We start from the raw sequence: 25,613 nt of genomic DNA on the forward strand, positions 1-25,613 counted from the left end.
AACGACTAATTAAAAATATTTAGAGGAAAGACATTGCGTCTTTCCTTTTTATTTACTGTCGATAAGCGTACAGAGTTAGATAAATTTTACTGAAACTGTATCTTGACGTTACATGGGTATAGAATAACGCTCTTTACTGGCTAGGTATCGCATCGTGATTTCAAAACTACCTAAATGGGTCGAATACGGCACCTTCTTTCTAGCACTTTTAGCTGGGATCACTAACTCAGTAGGCTTATTGGGTTTTCAGCATCAATCTATCTCTCATCTCTCTGGTACTGCAACGTTGCTTGGAACTCAATTACTTGGGTTTAATGAAACAACATGGCATTTATTCTTTATTATATTTAGCCTTTATCTTAGGCTCTTCATTAAGTAGCTTAATTGTCGGTTGTACGGCATTAAAATTAGGGCGACGATATAATTTCGCACTCTGTATTGAAAGTGTGTTGTTGTTTGCTGCAATGATTGTTTTAGGTGAAGGAAGTCAGTGGGGCCATTATTTGGCTTCTGCAGCCTGTGGTTTGCAAAATGGGCTTGTTACGACCTACAGTGGAGCAGTGGTACGAACAACCCATGTGACAGGGGTTTTAACCGATTTGGGAATTATGTTAGGTATGAAGCTTAAAGGAGAGGTTATTCATCGTCGTCGTCTTGCTCTTTACTTATTTATTGCTTTTGGTTTTGTATTTGGTGGAGTAATTGGCGGTTATGCTTATCCATCTTTGGGAATTAATACTTTAGCAATACCAGCAACATTATGTGCTTTATTAGCATTTTTCTATTCTATTTATTTATACCAACACAACGAACATTAACAATATAAAAATGGCAGCTAAAAGCTGCCATTTTTGATTTTAATTCTTAATTTTGGTTAAGAATTTGATGTTTGAACTAGTGGCTTGTATGGATTATCCGCTTTGCGACAAGCAGCAGTTGTGAAAATAACATCTGTTGAGCTGTTTAGTGCCGTTTCTGCAGAATCTTGTACTACGCCAATGATGAAGCCGATAGCAACAACTTGCATTGCAACTTCGTTAGGAATACCAAATAAGCTACATGCTAATGGAATTAGAAGTAGTGAACCACCAGCAACGCCAGATGCCCCACATGCAGAGACTGCAGCAACAAGACTAAGAAGTACTGCTGTTGGTAAATCTACCGTTACGCCAACAGTATGAACCGCAGCCAATGTAAGCACTGTGATAGTAATCGCAGCACCGGCCATGTTAATTGTTGCACCAAGTGGGATTGATACTGAGTAAGTGTCTTTATGTAAATTCAGACGCTCACATAGTGCCATATTAACTGGAATGTTTGCGGCAGAGCTTCGTGTGAAGAATGCTGTTACGCCGCTCTCACGTAGACACAAGAACACTAGTGGGTATGGATTACGTTTAGTACGAATAAATACGATCAATGGATTAACAACAAGAGCAATAAATACCATTGAGCCAAGTAGTACTGCTAATAGGTGCGAGTAACCAGCCAGTGCATCAAAACCAGTTTCAGCAAAAGTATTTGATACTAAGCCAAAGATACCAATAGGTGCGAAACGGATAACAACCGTCACAATACTTGAAATACAGTTTGAAAGATCAATAAATACTTTCTTTGTTGCATCAGATGCTGAATGAAGTCCAAGTCCAAGTGCAACAGCCCAACCCAAAATACCAATAAAATTACCAGTCATGATTGCATTGATTGGGTTATCAATGATTTTGAATAGTAATGTATGAAGAACTTCAGCAATCCCTTCTGGGGCACTATTAGTGGCAGCATCAGTAACTAGAGAGAGAGTTGTCGGAAAAAGGAAGCTCATACCCACTGCGGTTAATGAAGCACAAAAGGTACCGACTAAATATAAAACCACAACAGGTTTCATGTTTGAATCTTGTCCGCGTTTTTGATTAGCAATAGAAGATGCGACTAAGATAAAAACTAGAATAGGAGCAATAGCTTTTAGTGCACTTACGAACAGTTGACCAAAGAGACCTGCTGATACTGCAAGATCTGGTGATAATGTAGCTAGAGTAACACCTGCTATAATACCAATAAGGATTTGTATAACGATGTTAGTATTCATCATACGAACGAGTAGCGGTTGGGGCTGTGTTTGAGGCATAGAAAATTCCTTAGATTTAGTACAACACACATCTTATCTGATGCTTATTTTGGGAATGGTAACATTATTGTCTATTTTTTTGCACCAACTTGTTAAAGAGTTCTCAAAATTGCCGATAATATATAGCATTAGTGTGCTATAAAAACATTTACTAACTATATTGTTAGTGTATTTTTATTTTTAAGTGGGTGTAATCGATGAGTGGAATGTTAAATAGTGTTGATCAGCGAACCCAGCTAGTGGGTGAAAATCGATTGGAATTGTTGCTTTTTAAGCTAAACACCACTCAAATTTTCGCGATCAATGTCTTTAAAGTAAAAGAAATTCTTAAAGTACCTAAGTTAACTAGGCTGCCGGGATCTCATTATCATATTTCTGGTGTAGCAAGCTTACGTGGTGAATCAGTACCAGTTATTGATTTACGTGGTGCTATTGGTATGAAAGCAATGGGGGATAATGAAGAAACAACATTAATAATTACTGAATATAATCGAACAACTCAAGGCTTCTTAGTTGGTCAAGTTCAAAATATTATCAATACGACTTGGGCTGATATTCAACCACCACCAAAAACAGTGGGTCGTCATAATTTTCTTACTGCAATTACGCAAGTTGAAGTTGAACCCAATACAACACGTATTGTTGAAATTATTGATGTTGAAAAAGTACTGGCTGAAATAATTGAATACGATATTTCAATTTCAGAAGGAGTATTAGACCAAAAGCTTGTTAATCATATGCACGGACGCAAAGTTTTGATTGTTGATGATTCAAGTACAGCTCGTACGCAGGTTAGAAATACACTTCAACAATTGGGACTTGAAGTAATAGAAAAAAGTGATGGTAGGCAAGCTCTAAATTTATTAAAAGGCTGGTGTGATGAAGGTAAGGTGGTTACTGATGAGATCTTATTAATGATTACCGATGCTGAAATGCCAGAGATGGACGGCTATAAATTAACACATGAGATCAGAACGGATCCTAGAATGAGTGATTTATTTATTACTCTAAATACTTCGCTAAGTGGTAGCTTTAATGATGCGATGGTAGAAAAAGTCGGGTGTGATCGATTTATTTCTAAATTTCAGCCAGATTTAATTGTTGGTGTTGTACAAGAACGCCTTGCACAAATTATATAGCTTTATAAATTTAACCGAAAAGCTTACAATATAAATGAAATGGTACGTCGTTTTGTATGTAGATTGTGACAATCTTGTTATTTTTTGATAGTGTTGTTCTGTCTTAGATTCAGTAAGATGAAATTTTTAACTAGAGACTTTGTCTTTTTACACATCAATTTTTTAAGGTAGATTGTTCGTATATGATCTGGATGACTTCCAAATTACTAATTACGCTGATGGCTTTAGCGTATAGGACATATCACAAAGGACGTGTAAAATCTGAAGCTGAGTTAGATTAACTTGGTGGAAGTAAAAAAAAGGAGGCTAATTGCCTCCTTTTTTATTTCCTATTCTGCGTGAAATACAGCAATAGATAATGGAGATAGGCTGTAATCAAATACAACTTGTTTTGGTTTTAGACTCGTATGTTGAGTATTACAAATTAGTGACCAACGAGAGTGTTTTGTCGGCTTTGGTAACTCAAAACGAGTTGGCACATTTGATTGATTGATTAGGATAAGCAGTTCTTTTTCACCATCGTAAATATTAAGGTGAAGACATAATGATTCAGCGCCATGCCAATCACTATGTGTCATATTATTACCTTCCGGGGTATACCATTCTACTTTTTGTTGTGATCTTTTTGTGCCACTGAAAGCATTGATAATTGGCACCATATGAGTTTGCCTTGCATGATTCATTGCAGCAAGCCATATAGAAAACTCTTGAGCTGTTTTATCTAAATCCCATTTAACCCAACTAATATCGCTGTCTTGGCAGTAAGCATTATTATTGCCTTGTTGAGTGTGTGAGCATGCATCCGCAGCTAAAAGATGTGGGATACCAAAACTAAATAACAAAGTTGTCATCATATTACGCTTCTGCTTTTCACGAAGAGCAATGATTCTTGGATTATCAGTTACACCTTCAATACCATAGTTATCAGAACGATTATCGCCGTGTCCATCTCTATTCTCTTCACCATTAGCATAGTTATGACGCTCTTTGTAGCTTACAAGGTCTTGTAGGGTGAATCCATCATGGTAGCTTATGTAGTTTACTGGCAACTTATGAGGCCAGCGAGAGGCGCTGACTAGATCTCTAGAACCCATTAAACGCGTAGCGACAGATTTAAGATAGTTTTGCTCTCCACGCCAAAAACTTTTGATGGTATCTCGAAACTTATCGCTACATTCATTCCAGCCATCGGGAAACTGTCCGACCTGGTAACCATTAGGACCAATATCCCAAGGTTCTGCAATTAATTTTACTTTTTGAAGAATAGGATCTTGAGCGACGGCTTTGAAAAAAGCATTGTTAGGATTAAATTGATCATACTCACGACCTAATGTAGCAGCTAAATCAAAGCGAAACCCGTCAATATGGTAGTGTTCTACCCAATATCTTAAGGTATCCATCACTAGATTTAGACTTGGCTGATGAGTGATATCTAAAGTATTACCACACCCAGTATAATTGGTGTAATTGCCATGATGGTGAAGATAATAATCTTGGTCTAGGCCTTTTAAATTAAAAATTGTCCCGCCATTTCCACCTTCGGCAGTATGGTTGTATACCACATCTAAAATGACTTCAATATTATTTTTATGCAGCTCTCGAACTGCTGTCTTGAATTCTGTTACTGCATCTTGGTGTGCATATCTTGGGTCAGGAGCCATAAAAGAGATTGGGTTATAACCCCAATAGTTCACCATATCCATTTCAAGCAAGTGTGGTTCATGCATACAAGCAGCAACAGGGAGTAGCTGAACAGTAGTAATACCTTGCTGCTTTAAATGATTGATTGTTGCTGGGTCAGCTAAACCAAGATAAGTACCACGGACTTCCTCATTAACTTTTGAATTAAGTAGAGTAAATCCTTTAACATGAGTTTCTAATAAAATAGTTTCAGAACGAGAAATTGATGGCTTTTTAGTTTCCTGCCAATCAAAATTATCATTTACCACAACACATTGAGCAAGCTCCCAACTTTGTTCTTCTGTGTAAGGTACTTGATAGTGAGGGGGATTCTTTAATGCTTTCGCATAAGGGTCGAGTAAAAGAAGAGCCTTGTTTTTCTGAAGGATTTGAAAACCATAGATAGTGTTTTCAGTAATTCCCTCAATAAACGTATATTTGATTGAACCATACTCTTCAGTGAATGGATATTCATGGTAAGTGCCATCATCATTAAAGATAATTAATGATACTGGGTATTGAGAAGTATGGTGAACTGAAAAGTTACATCCATGGGAAGTAAGAGTTGCACCTAAAGGGTGCGGAAATGCATGATGTGTGTTCACAATATACCTCTGAATAAACAACAAAAGCCCAATTCATTGTTGGGCTTTGTAATAATAAATTAATGTCTGTTAAGCGCCGGCTTCTTTATAGAGCCTTTGGCATGCTTTTCCGTCATCATGGAATAAGTGACAACGATGGGCTGGTATACCAACAGAGAAAGCATCTCCTGCCTCTACTAAAGCAGTATCAGGTACACGGTATATCATATCGGCATCACCATCTTCAATTGTTAAATAAATTTGTGTTTCATATCCCAATTTTTCAACAACAAGAACATCACCTTCAATAACAGCATCGCTATCTTCTGCGGCAACTAAGTGTTCAGGGCGGATCCCTAAAGACATTCTTTCTCCACGAGTGACATGTGTTCCATCTACTGGGATCCAGAATGAAGAGCCATTTTTAAATTGTACTTTGACTTGGTTTTTTTCAACATCTTCAATGAACACACTCATAAAGTTCATTTTAGGTGAGCCAATAAACCCTGCAACAAAACGGTTTTTAGGGTAATGGTATAATTCTAGTGGGGCTCCCACTTGAGAAACATAACCCCCATCAAGGACCACTATTTTTTCAGCCATTGTCATTGCTTCTACTTGATCATGAGTTACATAGATCATGGTACAACCAAGTTTTTTATGCAGTTTAGCAATTTCAATACGCATTTGAACACGTAGTGCGGCATCTAGGTTTGATAGAGGCTCATCAAGAAGAAAAACATCTGGTTGAGACACTAAAGTACGACCGATAGCAACACGCTGACGTTGACCCCCAGAAAGGGCTTTTGGTTGGCGCTCTAGCAAGTGACCTAGTTGAAGAATATCAGCAGCATGATCAACTCGCTTTTTCACTTCATTCTTATCTGCTTTAGCTAATTTTAAACCAAAAGACATGTTATCAAATAAGTTTAGGTGTGGATAAAGAGCATAAGATTGGAATACCATGCCGACACCACGCTTAGAAGGCTCGATGTCATTCATACGCTTGTCACCCATGTATAAATCACCAGAAGTAATGTCTTCTAAGCCTGCAATACAGCGTAATAAGGTTGACTTACCACAGCCAGACGGCCCAACAAAAACAACGAACTCTCCTGAGTTTATGTCTAAATCAATGTTTTTCGATATTTTAACGTCGCCGTAGGCTTTACAAACGTTACGTAAAGTGACACTCGTCATTGTGTCCATCCTCATTATATTTCAATTTTAAATACGATTAGCTAATTAGCTTTATGGTGTCATTCTTCAGTAAAAATGAGATTACGTCATCCTCCTCCTTCTGCTTTTTTTTGGGGGAGTAGGGGGGAGGAGTACCTAGGTCACATTTTTTGAAAATATCGATGGAGTTCAAAGTTTTTTTAAATTTCAATGTGAAGGTGATCTCGTTTGGCGCGTCTTTTGTGAGGTGGCGCAAGGCATAAGTCGACTGAGATCACGATTTTTGTTGAGTAAGAAAAAGGCGTAGGGAGTAGGAGGATGAATTAAAGGTAATAATTCATGAGAATACAGCCTGAAAACTGAATCATCACCAACTTTATTTCAACCCTACGGATGATTCGCTAATTATAAAGGAAGGATTCACAATGAAAAAAGTCCTCAGTACTGTCGCACTTTGCACAATGGCAGCTCTTGGTTCAATTAACGCTTCTGCTGCAATCGAAGAAGGTCAACTTACTATCTGGGTAACTGGCGATAAAGCATATGAAGGTATGGCTGAAGTAGGTAAACGTTTTGAAGAAGATACAGGGATTAAAGTAACCGTTGCTTTCCCTGATAAAGCGGAAGAAAAATTTGCTCAAGTAGCGGCCGCTGGTGATGGTCCAGACATGATTTTCTATGCTCACGACCGTTTTGGTGGTTTTGCTGAGGCTGGTCTTTTAGCTGAAATTAAGCCATCAGATGAATTGAAATCTGAAATTGTTGATTTTGCATGGGATGCGGTAGATTACAAAGGTAAGACAATTGCTTACCCAGTAGCAATCGAATCTGTATCGCTTATCTACAACAAAGCATTGGTGAAAACGCCACCAAAAAATTGGGAAGACATTCCAGCATTAGATAAAAAATTAATGAAAAATGATCAAAAAGCGATCATGTGGCCTTTACGTGGTGGTGCTTACTTCACTTGGCCTCTATTAGCGGCTGACGGTGGCTACGCATTTGAAAAAACAGCAGAAGGCTATGACATCAAGAACGCAGGTGTGAACCAAAAAGGTGTTCAAGATGCGATGGGCTTCATCGAAACAATGGTAAAAGATAAAACTATTTCTGCAGATATGGATTACTCAGTAGCAGAATCTGAGTTTGTCAAAGGCAACGTAGCAATGATGATTAATGGTCCTTGGGGCTGGGCAAACATCGAAAAAGCGGGTATCGATTATGGTGTAACTACATTGCCTAAGTTCCATGGTCAAGCGTCTAAACCATTCGTTGGTGTTTGGGTTGGTGGTATTAGTGCCGTGTCTCCGAATAAAGACCTAGCTGTTGAATTCTTCGAAAGTTACTTATTAACAGATGAAGGCTTGAAGAGCTTAAATGATGATAAACCACTAGGCGCAGTTGCTTTAAATTCATTCCAAGAGCAACTAGGTAATGATCCTCGCATTGCAGCAACAATGGATAATGCAATGAACGGTGAAATCATGCCAAATATTCCACAATTCACTACTTTCTGGTACAGCATGGAAGAGGCATTAGGAAACGTAGTTGACGGTCGTCAGAGCATTAAAGACGCTTTATCTGCTGCTGAACAGCGCATGACTAAGTAAAAATAAATTAGAGAGGAGGAGCATGAGCTTCTTCTCTATTCTTAACTTAACAAATTATTCTCTAATACTCATCATAGTAAGTCTGTTGTTCAATTTAATTGACTTACTAGGTTGGTATTTTTAAAAAGGTCTTGGAGCTTATGACAACAGCAGTCGCTTCGCACACAAATCTAAAATCACTTGCAAAATGGGGCTTATTGTCTTCTATTGCTGCGATAAATGGCTATGTATGCGTACTTATGTATTCTCGTGGTGAAACTGCATTTGCAATGTTAACGCTTGTATTAGCATCGTTAGCCGTTTATGTATTTGGTAGTAAAAAAACATACGCTCATCGATATACTTATCCCGGTATCGCTGGCATGATTTTGTTCATTATATTTCCCTTGGTTTACACTATTGGGTTGGCATTTACCAACTACAGTGCAACGAACCAAGTTACCTTAGAGCGTGCTCAAACGGTTCATTTATCCAAGACTTACCAAAGTGGTAAAAGTTATAAGTTTCAATTAATGAATCAAGGTGATGGTTATGTCTTAACCATTAAAGATTCAGGTCAACTATTAGCGACTGATACTTTTCAGATTTCAGAGGCGGTTGAGCGTCATCTAGATCTTAAATCTGTAGAAACCGTAAAAGGAAAAAAAGCGAAGATCAAAGAGATCATTGCTAAGCGTCCTAGCTTAAACTTAATTACCTTATCTATGCCATCAGGCGAGGAAATTAAGATGAGTGGCTTACGTAAGTTTGCTGCAGTTGGTCCATTGTTTGTATTACAAGATGATGGGGAAACGTTATACAACAAAAAAACAGAAACCTACTTTAAAGCAAATCATGAAACAGGTTTTTATCAAGAAGTAAATGATAACGATGTTTTTGTTGGTGACCCTGTTTCTCCGGGGTTTGTTGTGAATGTTGGAACTGCAAATTTTGAACGTATTTGGAAAGATGACGGTATTAAAGAACCCTTTATTAGTATCTTTATCTGGACTGTTATTTTTGCAACTTGTACCGTGGTTTTCACATTAGCGATCGGTTTAGTACTTGCTGCTGTCGTACAGTGGGAAGAGCTTAAAGGTCGTGCAGTATATCGTTTGCTTCTCATTCTGCCTTATGCCGTTCCCGCGTTTATTTCGATCTTGATATTCCGTGGTTTGTTTAACCAAAGTTTCGGTGAAATTAATATGCTGCTTGATAGCATGTTTGGTATTCAGCCTAATTGGTTCTCTGACCCGTTCACGGCAAAAGTGATGGTTTTGATAGTGAATACCTGGTTAGGTTTCCCTTATATGATGATCTTATGTATGGGTTTATTAAAATCAATACCGGAAGATCTATATGAAGCATCAGCAATTGATGGTGCAGGGCCACTTCAGAACTTTCTTAAAATTACAGTGCCAATGATGGTGAAACCATTAACTCCACTACTGATTGCTGCCTTTGCCTTTAACTTTAATAACTTTGTTATGATTGCGTTATTAACCAAAGGTGGGCCAAACATGATAGGTACAACAGAGCCTGCCGGTTATACAGATTTACTAGTAAGTTATACTTACCGAATCGCATTTGAAGGCAGTGGTGGCCAAGACTTTGGTTTAGCAAGTGCAATTGCAACACTTATTTTCTTACTGGTTGGTGGCTTAGCGTTACTGAACCTACGTTTTACTAAATTATCAAATAATTAATAATTAAGTAGCTATGTATTAAAAATTAATATGTAGCTACTAAATATACCCAATAAATAAGGATTCATTGATATGGCAATGGTTCAAGGACAAAACTTAAAATATCGTGTATGGGCAACTCATGTAGCCATGTGGATTTTCCTAGCAATGATTATTTTTCCACTACTTATGGTTATTACTATTTCGTTTCGTGAGGGTAATTTTGCAACAGGGAGTATTATTCCTGAAAATCCATCGCTAGAGCATTGGAAATTAGCACTTGGTATTGCTGTCGAACATGCTGATGGTTCAACAACACAGCCTCCATTCCCAGTATTAACTTGGCTATGGAACTCAATTAAAGTTGCTGCTATCAGCTCTATTTTAATTGTAGCACTCTCGACAACCAGTGCTTATGCATTTGCTCGACTACGTTTTAAAGGAAAAGAGACTATACTCAAAGGTATGATGATTTTCCAAATGTTCCCAGCAGTATTAGCACTTGTTGCTTTATATGCATTGTTTGATAAGTTAGGTCAATATATTCCATTTTTAGGTTTAAATACTCATGGTGGCTTAGTCTTTGCTTATTTAGGCGGAATAGCATTACACGTTTGGACAATCAAAGGTTACTTTGAAACTATAGATAACTCATTAGAAGAAGCAGCTGCGTTAGATGGGGCAACACCATGGCAGGCATTCCGCTTAGTATTGTTACCATTGTCGGTGCCGATTCTGGCCGTTGTATTTATTTTGTCATTTATTGGTGTTATTACTGAAGTACCAGTGGCATCTTTACTGCTTTCTGATGTAAACTCATACACATTAGCGGTTGGTATGCAACAGTATTTGTACCCTCAGAACTATTTATGGGGTGATTTTGCGGCCGCTGCGGTATTATCAGCATTACCTATTACATTGGTTTTCTTACTTGCTCAGAAGTTTCTTGTGGGTGGTTTGACAGCTGGTGGTGTGAAAGGATAACGATAATTATATGGACCCGTACATTTTTGGGCAGGGTCCACTTGTGTGAAGAGCTTTATGATGGTTTGGTCGCCGATCAATAAAGTGTTCAGCACAGTATTGGCATTACGCATAGCTGGGTAAGTGTTATAGGATATAACTTTACTTTTTGTAATCAAAGCCTGAGTGTTTTCACTCAGGCTTTTTATTTAGTTTAATTACTTCGATTGATGTTCTAAGAGATAAGATTTTTCGAAAAAATGGTAGATTGATTTCGACCATTTTCTTTTGAATAATAGAGAGCCTTATCTGCCATTTCTAACCAAGTTAAATAGTCTTTTAAATGGGGGGTTAACTCGCAGATACCTAGGCTGATTTTATATTTAACCTCATTACCTTCACACTTAACGATAGCTTTTTCAATTCTTTTACGTAACCGTTCAGCAAAGTACAAAGCTTGCTCTGCATTGGAGCTAGGAAGGATAACGGTAAATTCCTCACCGCCATAACGCCCACAAATATCGGTATTACGAGAAGTTTTACGCAGTAATTCTGCTACATTTCTAATTACATCATCACCAACGGTATGGCCATAGGTATCATTTACACATTTGAAGTGGTCAATATCAAAAATGACAACAGAAGACATACATCCAGATATGATTGATTGTTCAAATTCACGTTGTAAACAAGATTCCCAATATGCACGATTAAATAATCTAGTTAGTCCATCTGTTTTGCTTAGGGTTGAAAGTTGCTCATTTGATTGCTCTAAATGGAGTTTATTTTTAGCAATATCAGTAACATCATTGATCACTATACTTATATGAGATACTTTGCCATTGAGAGAGGTTAAAGGTGAAAATGTAATATTTTGTCGCATCTCAGTTAAGCTATTTGATATCGGAGTGAAATTCTTAAACCTGAATAGGTAAGGTCGGTCTTCCCAGCAAGAAAAACCACGCGTATTAAGCTTAAAGGCCGTATTTACTTTTTTTCTAAACCATGTTTCAGGTAAATCAGGGATCACAGAAAAAATATTTTTACCTAAGATTTTGTCAGAAGTAATCCCACTGTATGATTGCATAAATGCATTCCAGGCACAGACTTGATAATCTTCGTCCAATACAATTAACCCCGCATCTAGGTCACCAATTACTTGCATTGCCCAGTGAAAATCACTCATATCAGTATTCATTATAATACACTCTCTAACGTTGATTTGATTGAGCTTAGTGAATCATTATCCATTAAAAAAATAACATCACATTTTAAATTCAATGTTTCAGCTGAATATACAAATTCAATCGTGAAAATGTTGGTGTCATAACCACTGAGAAATGAACCCTCTTCTTTTAAGGCCACTTTCAATTGCTCAGTTTCTAAAACAATAGGTTGACGTAATGATACTGTAATATCCAGTTGCTTATTGAATGAAGATAAAAATGAAGAAACCAATAAATTTGAGATATCTAAAATAGCTTCATTTTCTGTAACTTCCTCATCCTCATTCTCAATAAGCTTCGATAAATCACTTCCTTGTAGGCAAACTAAGGCTTCACCATTAATTCCGTTACCAACAAATCGTTGTGATATTGCGCGATACTCAGAATTATTAACAATATCTTGAAGTGTCATTTGTAATTCAGAGTGATGGAGTGAGGCTACATTCGGCAGTGGCATGTCAATAAAGCGATCAAACTGTTCAGAAATCAGTGCGGCACTGGTTCCAAGTGCTACATTACTAATCTCTTTTATGTTAGTGATAACATCGTGTTCACTTAATTCATATTTAGGGCGGAGATGCGCTAACTTTTGAGCAACGGGGATACCATATCGAAGAAGAACATCTGCAATTTCTTCTGGTTTAAATGGTTTCTCTATAAATTCATGAGCTCCGAGTTGGTAGCAACGTTGTTTAGCTTTCTGTTGAATGTCACCTGATATGACAATTATTTGAGTTGGATGCTTATTTACAGGAAGGTGATTAAGAACTCCAAAACCATCCAGAACGGGCATAGTAAGATCAAGGAAGAGTATATCAATAGGGTTATCTCTTATTATACGCAACCCTTCTTTACCATTCTCAGCATGGAAGAGAGTACTATTAGAAGATAATGCGATGTTGCTTGAGAGTGCTTTTCGGGCGATAGCAGAGTCATCGCAAATTAATATATTCATGTCATTCATAAGTCAAAAAACAGACGGTATACCATTCTTGTTCTTATGCTATGTAAAATCAACCAGTTCAGAAGTAAACATTGTATTTATAAGACTTAGTTAACATTTTAAAGTTCGAATTATTTAGGATGCCATGAGGTAAATGGGTGGGAATTGATCTGAAGCAAAGATTTGAGAGATAAAATGGGTGTAAAGGGAAACAAAAGTTGAATAATTAAAAAAAAGTTGAATAATAGGGGTGTAACAAAAGGCACAAATATATGTGTATCCTACAGTTTATAAAAAGAGAATAATGATGAACAACGAATACGTATTAGTTATCAATTCAGGCAGCTCTTCACTAAAGTTTGCTGTTATCGATTCTGCTTCTGGTGATGCAGTATTAAGTGGACTTGGTGAGTGTTTTGGTCTGGAAGATGCTCGTATGAGCTGGAAGTATCAGGGACAGAAAACTGAAATCGCCATTGAAGGCGAAGAGAACCACCATAAAATCGCAATTGGTAAATTAGTAGGGTTAACTGAAGAGTTAGGTTTTACTGATGGTATCGTTGCTATTGGTCATCGTATCGTTCATGGCGGAGAGAAATTTACGGAGACAGTACGTATTTCTGAAGAAGTCACGGCAGAGATTGAAAGCCTATCAGACCTTGCTCCATTACATAATCCAGCGGGTGCTATTGGTATCCGTGCTGCTGTTGAAGCCTTCCCTTCTCTTCCTCAATTTGCGGTATTTGACACAGCTTTCCACCAAACTATGCCTAAGCGAGCATACACAGGTGCTATTGCTAAAGAACTATATACTGATTTTGGTGTTCGTCGCTACGGTTTCCACGGTACAAGCCATTATTTTGTAAGCCGTGAAGCTGCGAAAATGATTAACAAGCCAATCGAAGAATCTAGCTTTATCTCAGTTCACCTAGGTAATGGCGCATCAGTGTGTGCAATTAAAGACGGTAACAGTGTTGATACATCAATGGGCTTTACTCCACTTTCTGGCCTAATGATGGGTACACGTTGTGGTGACTTAGATCCAGGTATCATTGAGTACCTACTTAAGAAAGGTTGGTCACAAGAGCAAGTATTTAATTCTCTAAACAAAGAGTCTGGTTTCTTAGGGGTGTCCGGTCTAACAAGTGATGCTCGTGGTATCCTTGAAGCGATGGAAGAAGGTCACGAAGGTGCAACATTAGCATTCCAAGTGTTCACATACCGTGTAGCTAAATACGTAGCTTCTTACCTAGCTGCGTTAGATTCTCTAGATGGCATCATCTTTACTGGTGGTATCGGTGAGAACTCATTACCAATTCGTCGTGAAATCTTAAACAACCTTAAAATTCTTGGTTTTGTTGAAGACGTTGCTGGTAACGAAGGTGCTCGTTTTGGCGCTGATGGCATTATTGCTAAATCAGAAATGCTAAATGCTGTAGCCATGGTTATCCCAACTAACGAAGAATTTGTAATTGCTCAACAATCAGTTGAACTGCTGTAAGTTCTTCTAATACCAATCACAGTAAGTAAGTGATCAGAAATAGCGAAGGAAAAATGCTTGAGAATAAGGCAGAATTTTTCGATAAGTAGTTATTCTACAATCAAAAATTCTAACGTAGTTATCGAGCATTTTAACAAGCTAGAGCGATCAGTTATTTACTACGATTGGTATAATATATAGAATATTAAAAAGCGAGCTATGATGGCTCGCTTTTTTTGTTTTTTGGATTTGTTATTACATGTTCATGCAAAGGAAAGGCTTGTTGATAATTAGCGTTGATTTTTGCATCTTATTGATTTTATTATTGATAAGTCCTATCCAATTTCGTAAATAAAACTAGCCAGCTTCCTACAATTTCTTTCATTCAAAGTGTGAACCTTCTCGGGGCAATTTTATTTTTCAGCCTTAAAGTGTGTGATTTCATTGTGTCTTATTTCTCTCCTATATAGAGTTTTCACATCTTGATTTAACAGGAATCTGACTTGTTAGTTTTTAGCTAGGAACCAGTCAGAATAAATATGAAACACATATAAGGAAGAGTATCGAATGAGTACTGCCAACAAAGCCGCTATGTGCGCATCAACCCGTGACGTAAGAAGTCCTGCTGGCTTGTGCCCCTTTCAGCGTAGTGATATTGGCATTATTCCTGTTCGCTATGCCTTGGATGACATGGATGAACAAGGGGGGCAAATGCACCCACTTCCAAGTACTGATACGCAATGGAAAGGTCGATTTACGCCTCAGCAGCGTCAATATACGTTAAGGCAACTCCGTGATGGTTGGTTGTATGTGTATGATGAAACAGATACAACGTTTCATGAATATCAAATTGAAGGGTATGAGTTTACTAAAATTGATTGGTCAAACGATGAAGCCGATAAGCCCGCTAATGAGCGAGGTAGTAAAGGTGAAACGAAGAGTTGCTTAGTGTACCCAGCGAAAAATACGCTCTATATGGCATTTGCGCATCAACGTTGGACATGGCGATTGTGTGAGCATATGCGCTCCCATACATCTAATCGCTCATTATGGATGCGTAAGGTTAATTTAAAACAATTTAAATCGGACTTAGCTCATCCTCATGCAGGACTTTCTTCTAAGCTTGGCCACTATGCAGCAGATATAGGAGTAGATGGTGCTCCAACAGGGATTTTTGACTCGACTTGCACACCATTAACTTCAACTGAAGCTCAAACAAACAGCTTTAAACATGTAGCAGATAAGCCAGGATGTTGGGATGTTGATTATCGAGTCGATTTACCAGCTCAAGATTGTGGGATGTTTATTGCGCTTGATGATCCTCTAGCGGATGTATCCGATTTATTCTTACCACTTGCAGAAGAAATCACACTACGCAGTGCAATACACAAAGATGAAGATAATCTTTATAAACTACAAATGGCTGAAATTACCCGTAATCTTGGTCGAGTAAGGTTAAAGCATGAGGAGTTACCAGAGCAAATTAACGATGACCAAATTAAGATATTGAAGTTTGAACGCCAGTTAACCGAATATCTAGCCATTCAATCTCTGGCAAATAAAGAGTCTGCGGCTTTTGAGTCAAATCCAAGCATTGGTAATATCCCATTTACCCCACTTCAAGAAGAGGCGTTAGAGAAACACTCTGAACTAAAAGAGAGATACAATTTTACGCCCAGTGATGAGCAGAAAACTGCATGGGAAAAGAATTCGGTATTCAGTGATGAAGTCAATTGGGATGAGTTAGATGAGTTTCTTACTCAACACTACACTCAACTTAAAGATCAAGACAAGCGTATTGCCATGCTTTATCAAGATTTTATGGAGGCATTTGAGCAACTAGGAACAGATCCGCTAGTCATTGGTATTGATAATCAAGATGAAGCGCATATTACTTATTTATTAAGTTTAATTAGCCAATATTTACAGGTAATAAAACAAGCGGTGAATACCGAGAAGGAGTATGCCAGCCTAGAAAACGCACTTTCCCTCGATTCCCCAAAAACACTGTTTGCTTTAGCCTCGTTGGGTTTTTCGAACGATAATTCTCAAGCGCTTAACGATCACGTGAAAGAGCTGAATAATCACCTTCTTTCTATGGATAGTACCGGTGATATGATCGCATTATCAGGTGCGATAGCTAATTGGGGAGGCTTTACTGGTGATATTCGTATTCAAGATAATAAGTGGTTTAAAGCATTAGCAAAGCCTGTTCAATTAAGTTTTACTGCTTTGCAAAATGCGGTGACAGGACAGGCTAAAGAAAGTTGGCGAGGGATCGCTAATTTATTGTTTCCACATCAAATGAACACAGCAACAACGCCTCAGGGTATGATCAGTAATTTAAGGTTGGTCATATTGGAAGTTTTGGTTAATCCAGAGGCGATTATGATTCACAATCCAAATTATCCAGTGCAATTTGCTGCGTGGCAGCGAAAGGTGAATGCAGAAGCGATGCTCATTCGTCGAATCAGTCAGACCCCATCAGGGCAACCTACACCGAAAAATCATCAAATACAAACCATGCGCAGCGCTCAACAAAGAATGCAAAAGCTATTGAGTAGTGAACTTCCAAGGATGGTGACGCTAAAAAACGAAGCCATTAATAATGCCGCCAAGCAAATGCTCAATGAAGCAATAGAGCGTAGTTGGCTGCAAGGCAAACAATCGGTTCAAGCATCGTGGAATAAAATGGGGAAGATGGGGGGTATTGTAGCCATCCTCAACCTTTGGAATACGGCTGCAGTGCTTCAAAATATCCACCATAAAGTAGGACAACATCCAGAGAGTGATTTATGGACCAACCCAGCGGTTAGAGAAGCAACCTATGCGACGAGTTATGCGGTATCGGCTGTTATCGCAGTTTGGAGAGATGTGGCGTGGAGTAAGATGGCTACAGATGGAGAATTACTTAAAAAGAGTTTAAGTCGAGCAATCACAACATCCAATGCTTCAGAGGTTGTAACACTTAAAACCTTTGCCAAAACTACCGCTGCGGTATCTTTATTTGGCTTAATCGCGACAGGATTAGAGACGTGGGAGAGCTATGATAAATTTAAAGATACGAGTCATTCACCGATGGAACGGTTTGGGTATGGGTTAAAGGGTTTCTCTACCGTTATTCAAACGATTGCCTTTGGAGGTCAATTGACTGCATTAATTTCTAGTCGCTTAGGATGGACTTTCCGTTCATTTGGTCTTCTCGGTTCTATTATTGCGCCCTGGATTCTTACTACATTTATGGTGGGGTCTATTCTCTTTCTTATCTCGATTATAATTATCAATGCTTTTAAACGTACTGAACTAGAAAAGTGGCTATTACATTCCACATGGGGGAAAGATGCAAAACATTGGGAAGCCGTTGATGAGTTGGCCAGACTGGAGCGTATTATTCATAAGCCTCAAGTAAGGCTCAACAAAGTATTTTCTAGCTCTCCTTCTAAAGCAATATATGGCTCCGCTGCGGGGCAACAATGGCAATTAGAGATATCTTTACCGATGCACACAAAAGGTAAATCCATTGGTTTACAAGTTACGCGTAAACCAGAACAAAATAAATATAGTTATTTGGCGTCTTCATTAAAATCAGAGGTGGTAGTAAACGAACAAAATGGCGTTTGGAGTAAAGATGAAGCGGGAAATCCAGTTTATCGGTTAGATTTAGGCGGCACAACCCGAGATACCATTAGCGTCTTAGTTAATATGCCTTTTAACTGGCAAGCATCAGAGCATGATCAGTTAGGCTATATTGCTTCAGGTAGTAGCAAGGGAGAACTCGTTATATTGCCAGCACGGAAAGATAACGTCATCCGCACTATTAAAGTTGAGGTGAATGATGAGTTCTAAAGAAAAAATAGATAAATTAAAAGAGCAGCTATATCAGGCAAAAATTATCTACAGTTGGGAGGATATAGGAGGAGGCTTAAAGGATAAATTAGTAGTTTGGGGAGTCGCTACTGTTATTGGTTGGCTTTTACCTTTATTTCTAATATGTGTTGAAAGTATTCCTTTATGGAGTAACGAGTTTTGGTTTTTTACAGGTTGTGCAATAGCTGGAATGCTGGTCGTAAGATATTTATTTTTTCCTGATAAACATTTTTGTTATCACCTAACTCCAATGGGGATTCATTACACTGAACAAGACATGATCCCAGAGGTGGCTTATAAAATTGCACGAGGCTTTGCTTGGGTTGGTATTGTGGTCTGTATTATTGTTGCCTTTATGTTTGGTCCATTGGCTTTTGTTGGTGCAGGGGCCTTTGCGCTCATGTCATTTGGGATGACGAATTTCCAGTCAGCCGTAGATAAGAGCCATATATTCATCGATGAACGCAGTGTTGTTTTTCACATAATTAATGATGGTGTGGTGTCGTTAGCGATCCCTGAAAAAGGTGCGTATGGGTATATAGGTGATATATATACTCAGACCCTCGAACAAAAAGCTGAATTGTTATCCCATTTAAAATCACTTTTCCCAGAAATGGAAATTGTCAAAATAAAAAGGTTAAATGACCAATATAAACATCCTGTTTATCAGCAAGATGAAGTTGCTGAGTGATTTATTTATAAGCCTCAGATATTCAATAAGGTTAAACAATGCTCTTTAATACTCCTAACAAACCAGAACAAAATAAATATAGTTATTTGGCGTCTTCATTAAAATCAGAGGTGGTAGTAAATAAACAAAATGGTATTTGGAGTAAAGATGAAACGGGAAATCCAGTCTATCGGTTAGATTTAGGCGGCACAACCCGAGATACCATTAGCGTCTTAGTTAATATGCCTTTTAACTGGCAAGCATCAGAGCATGATATGTTGGGCTATATTGCTTCAGGTAATAGCCAAGGTGAACTTGTTATATTACCAGCACGGAAAGATAACATTACTCGCACTATTAAAGTTGAGGTGAATGATGGGGTCTAAAGAAAAAATAGATCAATTAAAAGAGCAGCTATATCAGGCAAAAATTATCTACAGTTGGGAGGATATAGGAGGAGGCTTAAAGGATAAATTAGTAGTTTGGGGAGTCGCTACTGTTATTGGTTGGCTTTTACCTTTATTTCTAATATGTGTTGAAAGTATTCCTTTATGGAGTAACGAGTTTTGGTTTTTTACAGGTTGTGCAATAGCTGGAATGCTGGTCGTAAGATATTTATTTTTTCCTGATAAACATTTTTGCTACCACCTAACTCCAATGGGGATTCATTACACTGAACAATACATGATCCCAGAGGTGGCTTATAAAATTGCGCGAGGCTTTGCTTGGGTTGGCATTGTGGTCTGTATTATCGTTGCCTTTATGTTTGGTCCATTGGCTTTTGTTGGAGCAGGTGCCTTTGCGCTCATGTCATTTGGGATGACAAATTTCCAGTCAACCGTAGATAAGAGCCATATATTCATTGATGAACGCAGTGTTGTTTTTCACATAATTAATGATGGAGTGGTGTCATTAGCGATCCCTGAAAAAGGTGCGTATGGGTATATAGGTGATATATATACTCAGACCCTCGAACAAAAAGCTGAATTGTTATCCCATTTAAAATTACTTTTCCCAGAAATGGAAATTGTCAAAATAAAAAGATTAAATGATCAATATAAACATCCTGTTTATCAGCAAGATGAAGTTGCAGAGTGATTCATTTATAGGCCTCAGATATTCAATAAGGTTAAACAATGCTCTTTAATACTCCTAACAAACCAGAACAAAATAAATATAGTTATGTGACTTCTTCATTAAAATCAGAGGTGGTAGCAAATGAACAAAATGGTATTTGGAGTAAAGATGAAACGGGAAATCCAATTTATCGTTTAGATTTAGGCGGTATAACCCGAGATAGTATTACGATCTTAGTTAATATGCCTTTTAACTGGCAAGCATCAGAGCATGAACAGTTAGGTAATAGCTAAGGTGAACTCGTTATATCGTAAGCACGGAAAGGTAGCGTGCATCGCACTGTTAAAGTTGAGGTGAATGATGAGTTCTAAAGAAAAAATAGATAAGTTAAAAGAGCAGCTATATAAGGCAAAGATTATCTACAGTTGGGAGGATATAGGAGGAGGCTTAAAGGATAAATTAGTAGTTTGGGGAGTCGCTACTGTTATTGGTTGGCTTTTACCTTTATTTCTAATATGTGTTGAAAGTATTCCTTTATGGAGTAATGAATTTTGGTTTTTTACAGGTTGTGCAATAGCTGGAATGCTGGTCGTAAGATATTTATTTTTTCCTGATAAACATTTTTGTTATCACCTAACTCCAATGGGGATTCATTACACTGAACAAGACATGATCCCAGAGGTGGCTTATAAAATTGCGCGAGGCTTTGCTTGGGTTGGCATTGTGGTCTGTATTATCGTTGCCTTTATGTTTGGTCCATTGGCTTTTGTTGGAGCAGGTGCCTTTGCGCTCATGTCATTTGGGATGACAAATTTCCAGTCAACTATACAAGAGCATGAAGTTTTTTTCTCTGATAGTCCAATTTTATTTAATCCAGTTAACGATACTATGTTCAGAGTAGACAGTAATACAGCTCCTGATTATTGTTGTCGTCGAGACTTTTACGTACCTTCTTTAGAGCAAAAGAAACAAATTATAACAGCGATTCAAAATAGCCAAAAAAATATAGAGTACGTAGAGTTAGCTAAGTTAAATGATATGTTTAAGCACCCTATTTTCATTCAAGATTAGAATGAAGTAATCGAAATTGACCTACCTATTAGATTTAGGCGTTATAATTCGAGATAGCATTATGGTCTGTATTAGCTTGCCTTTTAACTGGCAAGCATCAGAGCATGAACAGTTAGGTAATAGCTACGGTGAACTCGTTATATCGTAAGCACGGAAAGGTAGCGTGCATCGCACTGTTAAAGTTGAGGTGAATGATGAGTTCTAAAGAAAAAATAGATAAGTTAAAAGAGCAGCTATATCAGGCAAAAATTATCTACAGTTGGGAGGATATAGGAGGAGGCTTAAAGGATAAATTAGTAGTTTGGGGAGTCGCTACTGTTATTGGTTGGCTTTTACCTTTATTTCTAATATGTGTTGAAAGTATTCCTTTATGGAGTAATGAATTTTGGTTTTTTACAGGTTGTGCAATAGCTGGAATGCTGGTCGTGAGATACTTATTTTTTCCTGATAAACATTTTTGTTATCACCTAACTCCAATGGGGGTTCATTACACTGAACAAGACATGATCCCAGAAGTGGCTTATAAAATTGCGCGAGGCTTTGCTTGGGTTGGCATTGTGGTCTGTATTATCGTTGCGTTTATGTTTGGTCCACTGGCTTTTGTTGGTGCAGGGGCTTTTGCGCTCATGTCATTTGGGATGACGAATTTCCAGTCAGCCGTAGATAAGAGCCATATATTCATCGATGAACGCAGTGTTGTTTTTCACATAATTAATGATGGTGTGGTGTCGTTAGCGATCCCTGAAAAAGGTGCGTATGGGTATATAGGTGATATATATACTCAGACCCTCGAACAAAAAGCTGAATTGTTATCCCATTTAAAATCACTTTTCCCAGAAATGGAAATTGTCAAAATAAAAAGGTTAAATGACCAATACAAACATCCTGTTTATCAGCAAGATGAAGTTGCAGAGTGATTCATTTATAAGCCTCAGATATTCCATAAGGTTAAACAATGCTCTTTAATACTCCTAACAAACCAGAACAAAATAAATATAGTTATTTGGCGTCTTCATTAAAATCAGAGGTGGTAGCAAATGAACAAAATGGTATTTGGAGTAAAGATGAAACGGGAAATCCAATTTATCGTTTAGATTTAGGCGGTATAACCCGAGATAGTATTACGATCTTAGTTAATATGCCTTTTAACTGGCAAGCATCAGAGCATGATATGTTGGGCTATATTGCTTCAGGTAATAGCCAAGGTGAACTTGTTATATTACCAGCACGGAAAGATAACATTACTCGCACTATTAAAGTTGAGGTGAATGATGGGGTCTAAAGAAAAAATAGATCAATTAAAAGAGCAGCTATATCAGGCAAAAATTATCTACAGTTGGGAGGATATAGGAGGAGGCTTAAAGGATAAATTAGTAGTTTGGGGAGTCGCTACTGTTATTGGTTGGCTTTTACCTTTATTTCTAATATGTGTTGAAAGTATTCCTTTATGGAGTAACGAGTTTTGGTTTTTTACAGGTTGTGCAATAGCTGGAATGCTGGTCGTAAGATATTTATTTTTTCCTGATAAACATTTTTGCTACCACCTAACTCCAATGGGGATTCATTACACTGAACAATACATGATCCCAGAGGTGGCTTATAAAATTGCGCGAGGCTTTGCTTGGGTTGGCATTGTGGTCTGTATTATCGTTGCCTTTATGTTTGGTCCATTGGCTTTTGTTGGAGCAGGTGCCTTTGCGCTCATGTCATTTGGGATGACGAATTTCCAGTCAACGACACAAGAGCATGAAGTTTTTTTCTCTGAACGGCCAATTTTATTTAATCCAGTTAACGATACTATGTTTAGAGTAGACAGTAATACAGCTCCTGATTATTGTTGTCGTCGAGACTTTTACGTACCTTCTTTAGAGCAAAAGAAACAAATTATAACAGCGATTCAAAATAGCCAAAAAAATATAGAGTACGTAGAGCTAGCTAAGTTAAATGATATGTTTAAGCACCCTATTTTCATTCAAGATTAGAATGAAGTAATCGAAATTGATCTACCTATTAGATTTAGGCGTTATAATTCGAGATAGCATTGTGGTCTGTATTAGCTTGCCTTTTAACTGGCAAGTATCAGAGCATGATCAGTTAGGCTATATTGCTTCAGGTAATAGCCACTGTGAGCTTTTGATATCACCTTCGTTGAAAGGATTTGCAATTCGTATGATCGAAGTGAGAGGCGAATAAATGAACTCATCTGAAAGTATAGTGCAATTAAAAGAACAATTGTATCAATCAGAGGTTATATATCGTTGGAGGTACACAGGCGCAGGGCAAAAGCTTTATAAGAAAGTAAGATGGTTATGCGCAATTTTAACAGGGGCATTATTTCCTTCTTTTTTGTTAATTGTAGAGGAGGATGCTATGACGGAACCCGCTTTTTGGTTATTTTCTTCTGTTAGCTTAGTTATGATTTTTGTATCGAGATATTTATTTGCACCCGATAAAAACCATTGCTACCACCTAACTCCAATGGGGATTCATTACACTGAACAAGACATGATCCCTGAGGTGGCTTATAAAATTGCGCGAGGCTTTGCTTGGGTTGGCATTGTGGTCTGTATTATCGTTGCGTTTATGTTTGGTCCACTGGCTCTTGTTGGATCAGGTGCCTTTGCGCTCATGTCATTTGGGATGACAAATTTCCAGTCAGCCGTAGATAAGAGCCATATATTCATCGATGAACGCAGTGTTGTTTTTCACATAATTAATGATGGAGTGGTGTCATTAGCGATCCCTGAAAAAGGTGCGTATGGGTATATAGGTGATATATATACTCAGACCCTCGAACAAAAAACGGAATTGTTATCCCATTTAAAATTACTTTTCCCTGAAATGGAAATTGTCAAAATAAAAAGGTTAAATGACCAATATAAACATCCTGTTTATCAGCAAGATGAAGTTGCTGAGTGATTTATTTATAAGCCTCAGATATTCAATAAGGTTAAACAATGCTCTTTAATACTCCTAACAAACCAGAACAAAATAAATATAGTTATTTGGCGTCTTCATTAAAATCAGAGGTGGTAGTAAATGAACAAAATGGTATTTGGAGTAAAGATGAAACGGGAAATCCAGTCTATCGGTTAGATTTGGGCGGCACAACCCGAGATACCATTGCGATCTTAGTTAATATACCTTTTAACTGGCAAGCATCAGAGCATGATCAGCTAGGTTATATTGCTTCAGGTAATAGCCAGGGTGAGCTTTTGATATCCCCTTCGTTGAAAGAACTTGCAACTCGTATGATCGAAATGATAGGCGAATAAATGAACTCACCTGAAAGTATAGTGCAACTAAAAGAGCAATTGTATCAATCAGAGGTTATATATCGTTGGAGGTATACTGGCGCAGGGCAAAAGCTTTATAAGAAAGTAAGATGGTTATGCGCAATTTTAACAGGGGCATTATTTCCTTCTTTTTTGTTAATTGTAGAGGAGGATGCTATGACGGAACCCGCTTTTTGGTTATTTTCTTCTGTTAGCTTAGTTATGATTTTTGTATCGAGATATTTATTTGCACCCGATAAAGACTATTGCTACCACCTAACTCCAATGGGGATTCATTACACTGAACAAGACATGATCCCTGAAGTGGCTTATAAAATTGCGCGAGGCTTTGCTTGGGTTGGCATTGTGGTCTGTATTATCGTTGCGTTTATGTTTGGTCCACTGGCTCTTGTTGGATCAGGTGCCTTTGCGCTTATGTCATTTGGGATGACGAATTTCCAGTCAGCCGTAGATAAAAGCTATATATTCATTGATGAACGCAGTGTTGTTTTTCACATAATTAATGATGGAGTGGTGTCATTTACGATCCCTGAAAAAGGTAAGCTTCAATATAAAGGGCTTGTATACACTTCGACTCTCGAAGAAAAAATGGAGTTACTTACCAACTTACAATCACTTTTCATAAATATGAAAATCATGGAAATAAAAAGATTGAATGATCAATACAAGCATCCTATTTATCAGCAAGATGAAGTTTCAGAGTGATTTATTTATAGGCATCAGATATTCAATAAGGTTAAACAATGCTCTTTAATACTCCTAACAAACCAGAACAAACATAAATATAGTTATGTGACTTCTTCATTAAAATCAGCAGTGGTTATAAACGAACAAAATGGTATTTGGAGTAAAGATGAAACGGGAAATCCAGTTTATCGGTTAGATTTAGGCGGTACAACCCGAGATACCATTACGGTCTTCGTTAATATGCCTTTTAACTGGCAAGCATCAGAGTATGAACAGTTAGGTTATATTGCTTCAGGTAATAGCTAAGGTGACCTTGTTTATCACCTGAATTTAAAGAATCTTCTATTAGAAC

The 25,613-nt window shown here is 37.8% G+C and carries 24 protein-coding genes and 1 pseudogene; 20 read left to right on the plus strand and 5 right to left on the minus strand.

Annotated elements, in window-relative coordinates; all coding sequences use genetic code 11:
- The first annotated feature begins 154 nt into the window (after positions 1 to 154).
- Positions 155 to 818, plus strand: a pseudogene (locus ACU5DF_RS07565) (YoaK family protein).
- Positions 819 to 874: 56 nt separating this feature from the next.
- Here the strand turns inward: ACU5DF_RS07565 and sstT are convergent.
- Entirely contained in the window at positions 875 to 2,125 is a 1,251-nt protein-coding gene (sstT, locus tag ACU5DF_RS07570; protein ID WP_446712407.1) for a serine/threonine transporter SstT, read from the minus strand.
- Between the two features lie 197 nt (positions 2,126 to 2,322).
- Between sstT and ACU5DF_RS07575 the strand changes: the two genes are divergently transcribed.
- Positions 2,323 to 3,264, plus strand: a complete 942-nt coding sequence (locus ACU5DF_RS07575; protein WP_446712408.1) for a chemotaxis protein CheV — start codon at positions 2,323 to 2,325, stop codon at positions 3,262 to 3,264.
- A gap of 329 nt (positions 3,265 to 3,593) precedes the next feature.
- Here the strand turns inward: ACU5DF_RS07575 and glgX are convergent, their stop codons facing one another.
- Both glgX and malK read right to left on the minus strand, forming a co-directional pair.
- Positions 3,594 to 5,549: a glycogen debranching protein GlgX gene (gene glgX, locus ACU5DF_RS07580; protein ID WP_446712409.1), complete on the minus strand. Its 1,956-nt coding sequence runs from the start codon at positions 5,547 to 5,549 to the stop codon at positions 3,594 to 3,596.
- A 69-nt stretch (positions 5,550 to 5,618) separates the two neighbouring features.
- Positions 5,619 to 6,728 (minus strand): maltose/maltodextrin ABC transporter ATP-binding protein MalK, encoded by a 1,110-nt coding sequence (malK, locus tag ACU5DF_RS07585; RefSeq protein ID WP_045104128.1) that lies wholly within the window; start codon positions 6,726 to 6,728, stop codon positions 5,619 to 5,621.
- A gap of 404 nt (positions 6,729 to 7,132) precedes the next feature.
- On the opposite strand from malK, the gene malE reads away from it, so the two are divergent.
- The 3 genes from malE (at position 7,133) to malG (ending at position 10,965) form a co-directional block, all read left to right on the plus strand.
- The gene (gene malE / locus ACU5DF_RS07590) at positions 7,133 to 8,317 is read left to right on the plus strand and encodes a maltose/maltodextrin ABC transporter substrate-binding protein MalE (protein WP_045104127.1); all 1,185 of its coding nucleotides are present in this window, start codon (positions 7,133 to 7,135) and stop codon (positions 8,315 to 8,317) included.
- A 140-nt stretch (positions 8,318 to 8,457) separates the two neighbouring features.
- Positions 8,458 to 10,002: a maltose ABC transporter permease MalF gene (malF, locus tag ACU5DF_RS07595; RefSeq protein ID WP_446712410.1), complete on the plus strand. Its 1,545-nt coding sequence runs from the start codon at positions 8,458 to 8,460 to the stop codon at positions 10,000 to 10,002.
- 72 nt (positions 10,003 to 10,074) lie between these two features.
- Complete coding sequence (gene malG / locus ACU5DF_RS07600) at positions 10,075 to 10,965, plus strand: maltose ABC transporter permease MalG (RefSeq protein WP_045104125.1); 891 nt, start codon at positions 10,075 to 10,077, stop codon at positions 10,963 to 10,965.
- A 214-nt stretch (positions 10,966 to 11,179) separates the two neighbouring features.
- Here the strand turns inward: malG and ACU5DF_RS07605 are convergent, their stop codons facing one another.
- Together ACU5DF_RS07605 and ACU5DF_RS07610 are read right to left on the minus strand one after the other, a co-directional pair.
- A complete protein-coding gene (locus ACU5DF_RS07605; protein ID WP_446712411.1) occupies positions 11,180 to 12,142 on the minus strand; it encodes a GGDEF domain-containing protein in 963 nt (320 codons plus the stop codon).
- Positions 12,142 to 13,125 carry a response regulator gene (locus tag ACU5DF_RS07610; RefSeq protein ID WP_446712412.1) on the minus strand — a complete coding sequence of 328 codons (984 nt, stop codon included), beginning with the start codon at positions 13,123 to 13,125 and terminating at the stop codon, positions 12,142 to 12,144. Before ACU5DF_RS07610 ends, ACU5DF_RS07605 begins: the two co-directional genes overlap by 1 nt.
- A gap of 295 nt (positions 13,126 to 13,420) precedes the next feature.
- Here ACU5DF_RS07610 and ACU5DF_RS07615 point away from each other — a divergent pair, with 295 nt between their 5' ends.
- The 15 genes from ACU5DF_RS07615 (at position 13,421) to ACU5DF_RS07685 (ending at position 25,567) form a co-directional block, all read left to right on the plus strand.
- Complete coding sequence (locus ACU5DF_RS07615; RefSeq protein ID WP_446712503.1) at positions 13,421 to 14,614, plus strand: acetate/propionate family kinase; 1,194 nt, start codon at positions 13,421 to 13,423, stop codon at positions 14,612 to 14,614.
- A gap of 546 nt (positions 14,615 to 15,160) precedes the next feature.
- The gene (locus tag ACU5DF_RS07620; RefSeq protein ID WP_446712413.1) at positions 15,161 to 18,439 is read left to right on the plus strand and encodes a T6SS effector BTH_I2691 family protein; all 3,279 of its coding nucleotides are present in this window, start codon (positions 15,161 to 15,163) and stop codon (positions 18,437 to 18,439) included.
- A complete protein-coding gene (locus ACU5DF_RS07625; RefSeq protein ID WP_446712414.1) occupies positions 18,426 to 19,151 on the plus strand; it encodes an immunity protein TsiV2 protein in 726 nt (241 codons plus the stop codon). The genes ACU5DF_RS07620 and ACU5DF_RS07625 overlap by 14 nt, the downstream gene beginning before the upstream one ends.
- 38 nt (positions 19,152 to 19,189) lie before the next feature.
- Positions 19,190 to 19,516, plus strand: coding sequence for a hypothetical protein (locus ACU5DF_RS07630; protein WP_446712415.1), 327 nt, complete (start codon positions 19,190 to 19,192; stop codon positions 19,514 to 19,516).
- The gene (locus ACU5DF_RS07635) at positions 19,503 to 20,228 is read left to right on the plus strand and encodes an immunity protein TsiV2 protein (protein ID WP_446712416.1); all 726 of its coding nucleotides are present in this window, start codon (positions 19,503 to 19,505) and stop codon (positions 20,226 to 20,228) included. The genes ACU5DF_RS07630 and ACU5DF_RS07635 overlap by 14 nt, the downstream gene beginning before the upstream one ends.
- A 38-nt stretch (positions 20,229 to 20,266) precedes the next feature.
- Positions 20,267 to 20,500, plus strand: a complete 234-nt coding sequence (locus ACU5DF_RS07640) for a hypothetical protein (protein WP_446712417.1) — start codon at positions 20,267 to 20,269, stop codon at positions 20,498 to 20,500.
- 64 nt (positions 20,501 to 20,564) lie between these two features.
- Entirely contained in the window at positions 20,565 to 21,278 is a 714-nt protein-coding gene (locus ACU5DF_RS07645) for an immunity protein TsiV2 protein (protein WP_446712418.1), read from the plus strand.
- A gap of 191 nt (positions 21,279 to 21,469) precedes the next feature.
- Complete coding sequence (locus tag ACU5DF_RS07650; protein WP_446712419.1) at positions 21,470 to 22,195, plus strand: immunity protein TsiV2 protein; 726 nt, start codon at positions 21,470 to 21,472, stop codon at positions 22,193 to 22,195.
- 38 nt (positions 22,196 to 22,233) lie between these two features.
- Positions 22,234 to 22,560 carry a hypothetical protein gene (locus ACU5DF_RS07655; protein WP_446712420.1) on the plus strand — a complete coding sequence of 109 codons (327 nt, stop codon included), beginning with the start codon at positions 22,234 to 22,236 and terminating at the stop codon, positions 22,558 to 22,560.
- Positions 22,547 to 23,260 (plus strand): immunity protein TsiV2 protein, encoded by a 714-nt coding sequence (locus ACU5DF_RS07660; protein ID WP_446712421.1) that lies wholly within the window; start codon positions 22,547 to 22,549, stop codon positions 23,258 to 23,260. Before ACU5DF_RS07655 ends, ACU5DF_RS07660 begins: the two co-directional genes overlap by 14 nt.
- 16 nt (positions 23,261 to 23,276) lie before the next feature.
- Complete coding sequence (locus ACU5DF_RS07665) at positions 23,277 to 23,471, plus strand: hypothetical protein (RefSeq protein ID WP_446712422.1); 195 nt, start codon at positions 23,277 to 23,279, stop codon at positions 23,469 to 23,471.
- Positions 23,472 to 24,197 carry an immunity protein TsiV2 protein gene (locus tag ACU5DF_RS07670; protein ID WP_446712423.1) on the plus strand — a complete coding sequence of 242 codons (726 nt, stop codon included), beginning with the start codon at positions 23,472 to 23,474 and terminating at the stop codon, positions 24,195 to 24,197. It abuts the gene before it with no gap.
- Positions 24,198 to 24,235: 38 nt separating this feature from the next.
- Positions 24,236 to 24,553 (plus strand): hypothetical protein, encoded by a 318-nt coding sequence (locus tag ACU5DF_RS07675; RefSeq protein WP_446712424.1) that lies wholly within the window; start codon positions 24,236 to 24,238, stop codon positions 24,551 to 24,553.
- Positions 24,554 to 25,279, plus strand: coding sequence for an immunity protein TsiV2 protein (locus ACU5DF_RS07680; RefSeq protein WP_446712425.1), 726 nt, complete (start codon positions 24,554 to 24,556; stop codon positions 25,277 to 25,279). It abuts the gene before it with no gap.
- 87 nt (positions 25,280 to 25,366) lie between these two features.
- Complete coding sequence (locus tag ACU5DF_RS07685) at positions 25,367 to 25,567, plus strand: hypothetical protein (RefSeq protein ID WP_446712426.1); 201 nt, start codon at positions 25,367 to 25,369, stop codon at positions 25,565 to 25,567.
- Positions 25,568 to 25,613 lie beyond the last annotated feature (46 nt).

This window comes from Aliivibrio wodanis (genome assembly GCF_052920805.1).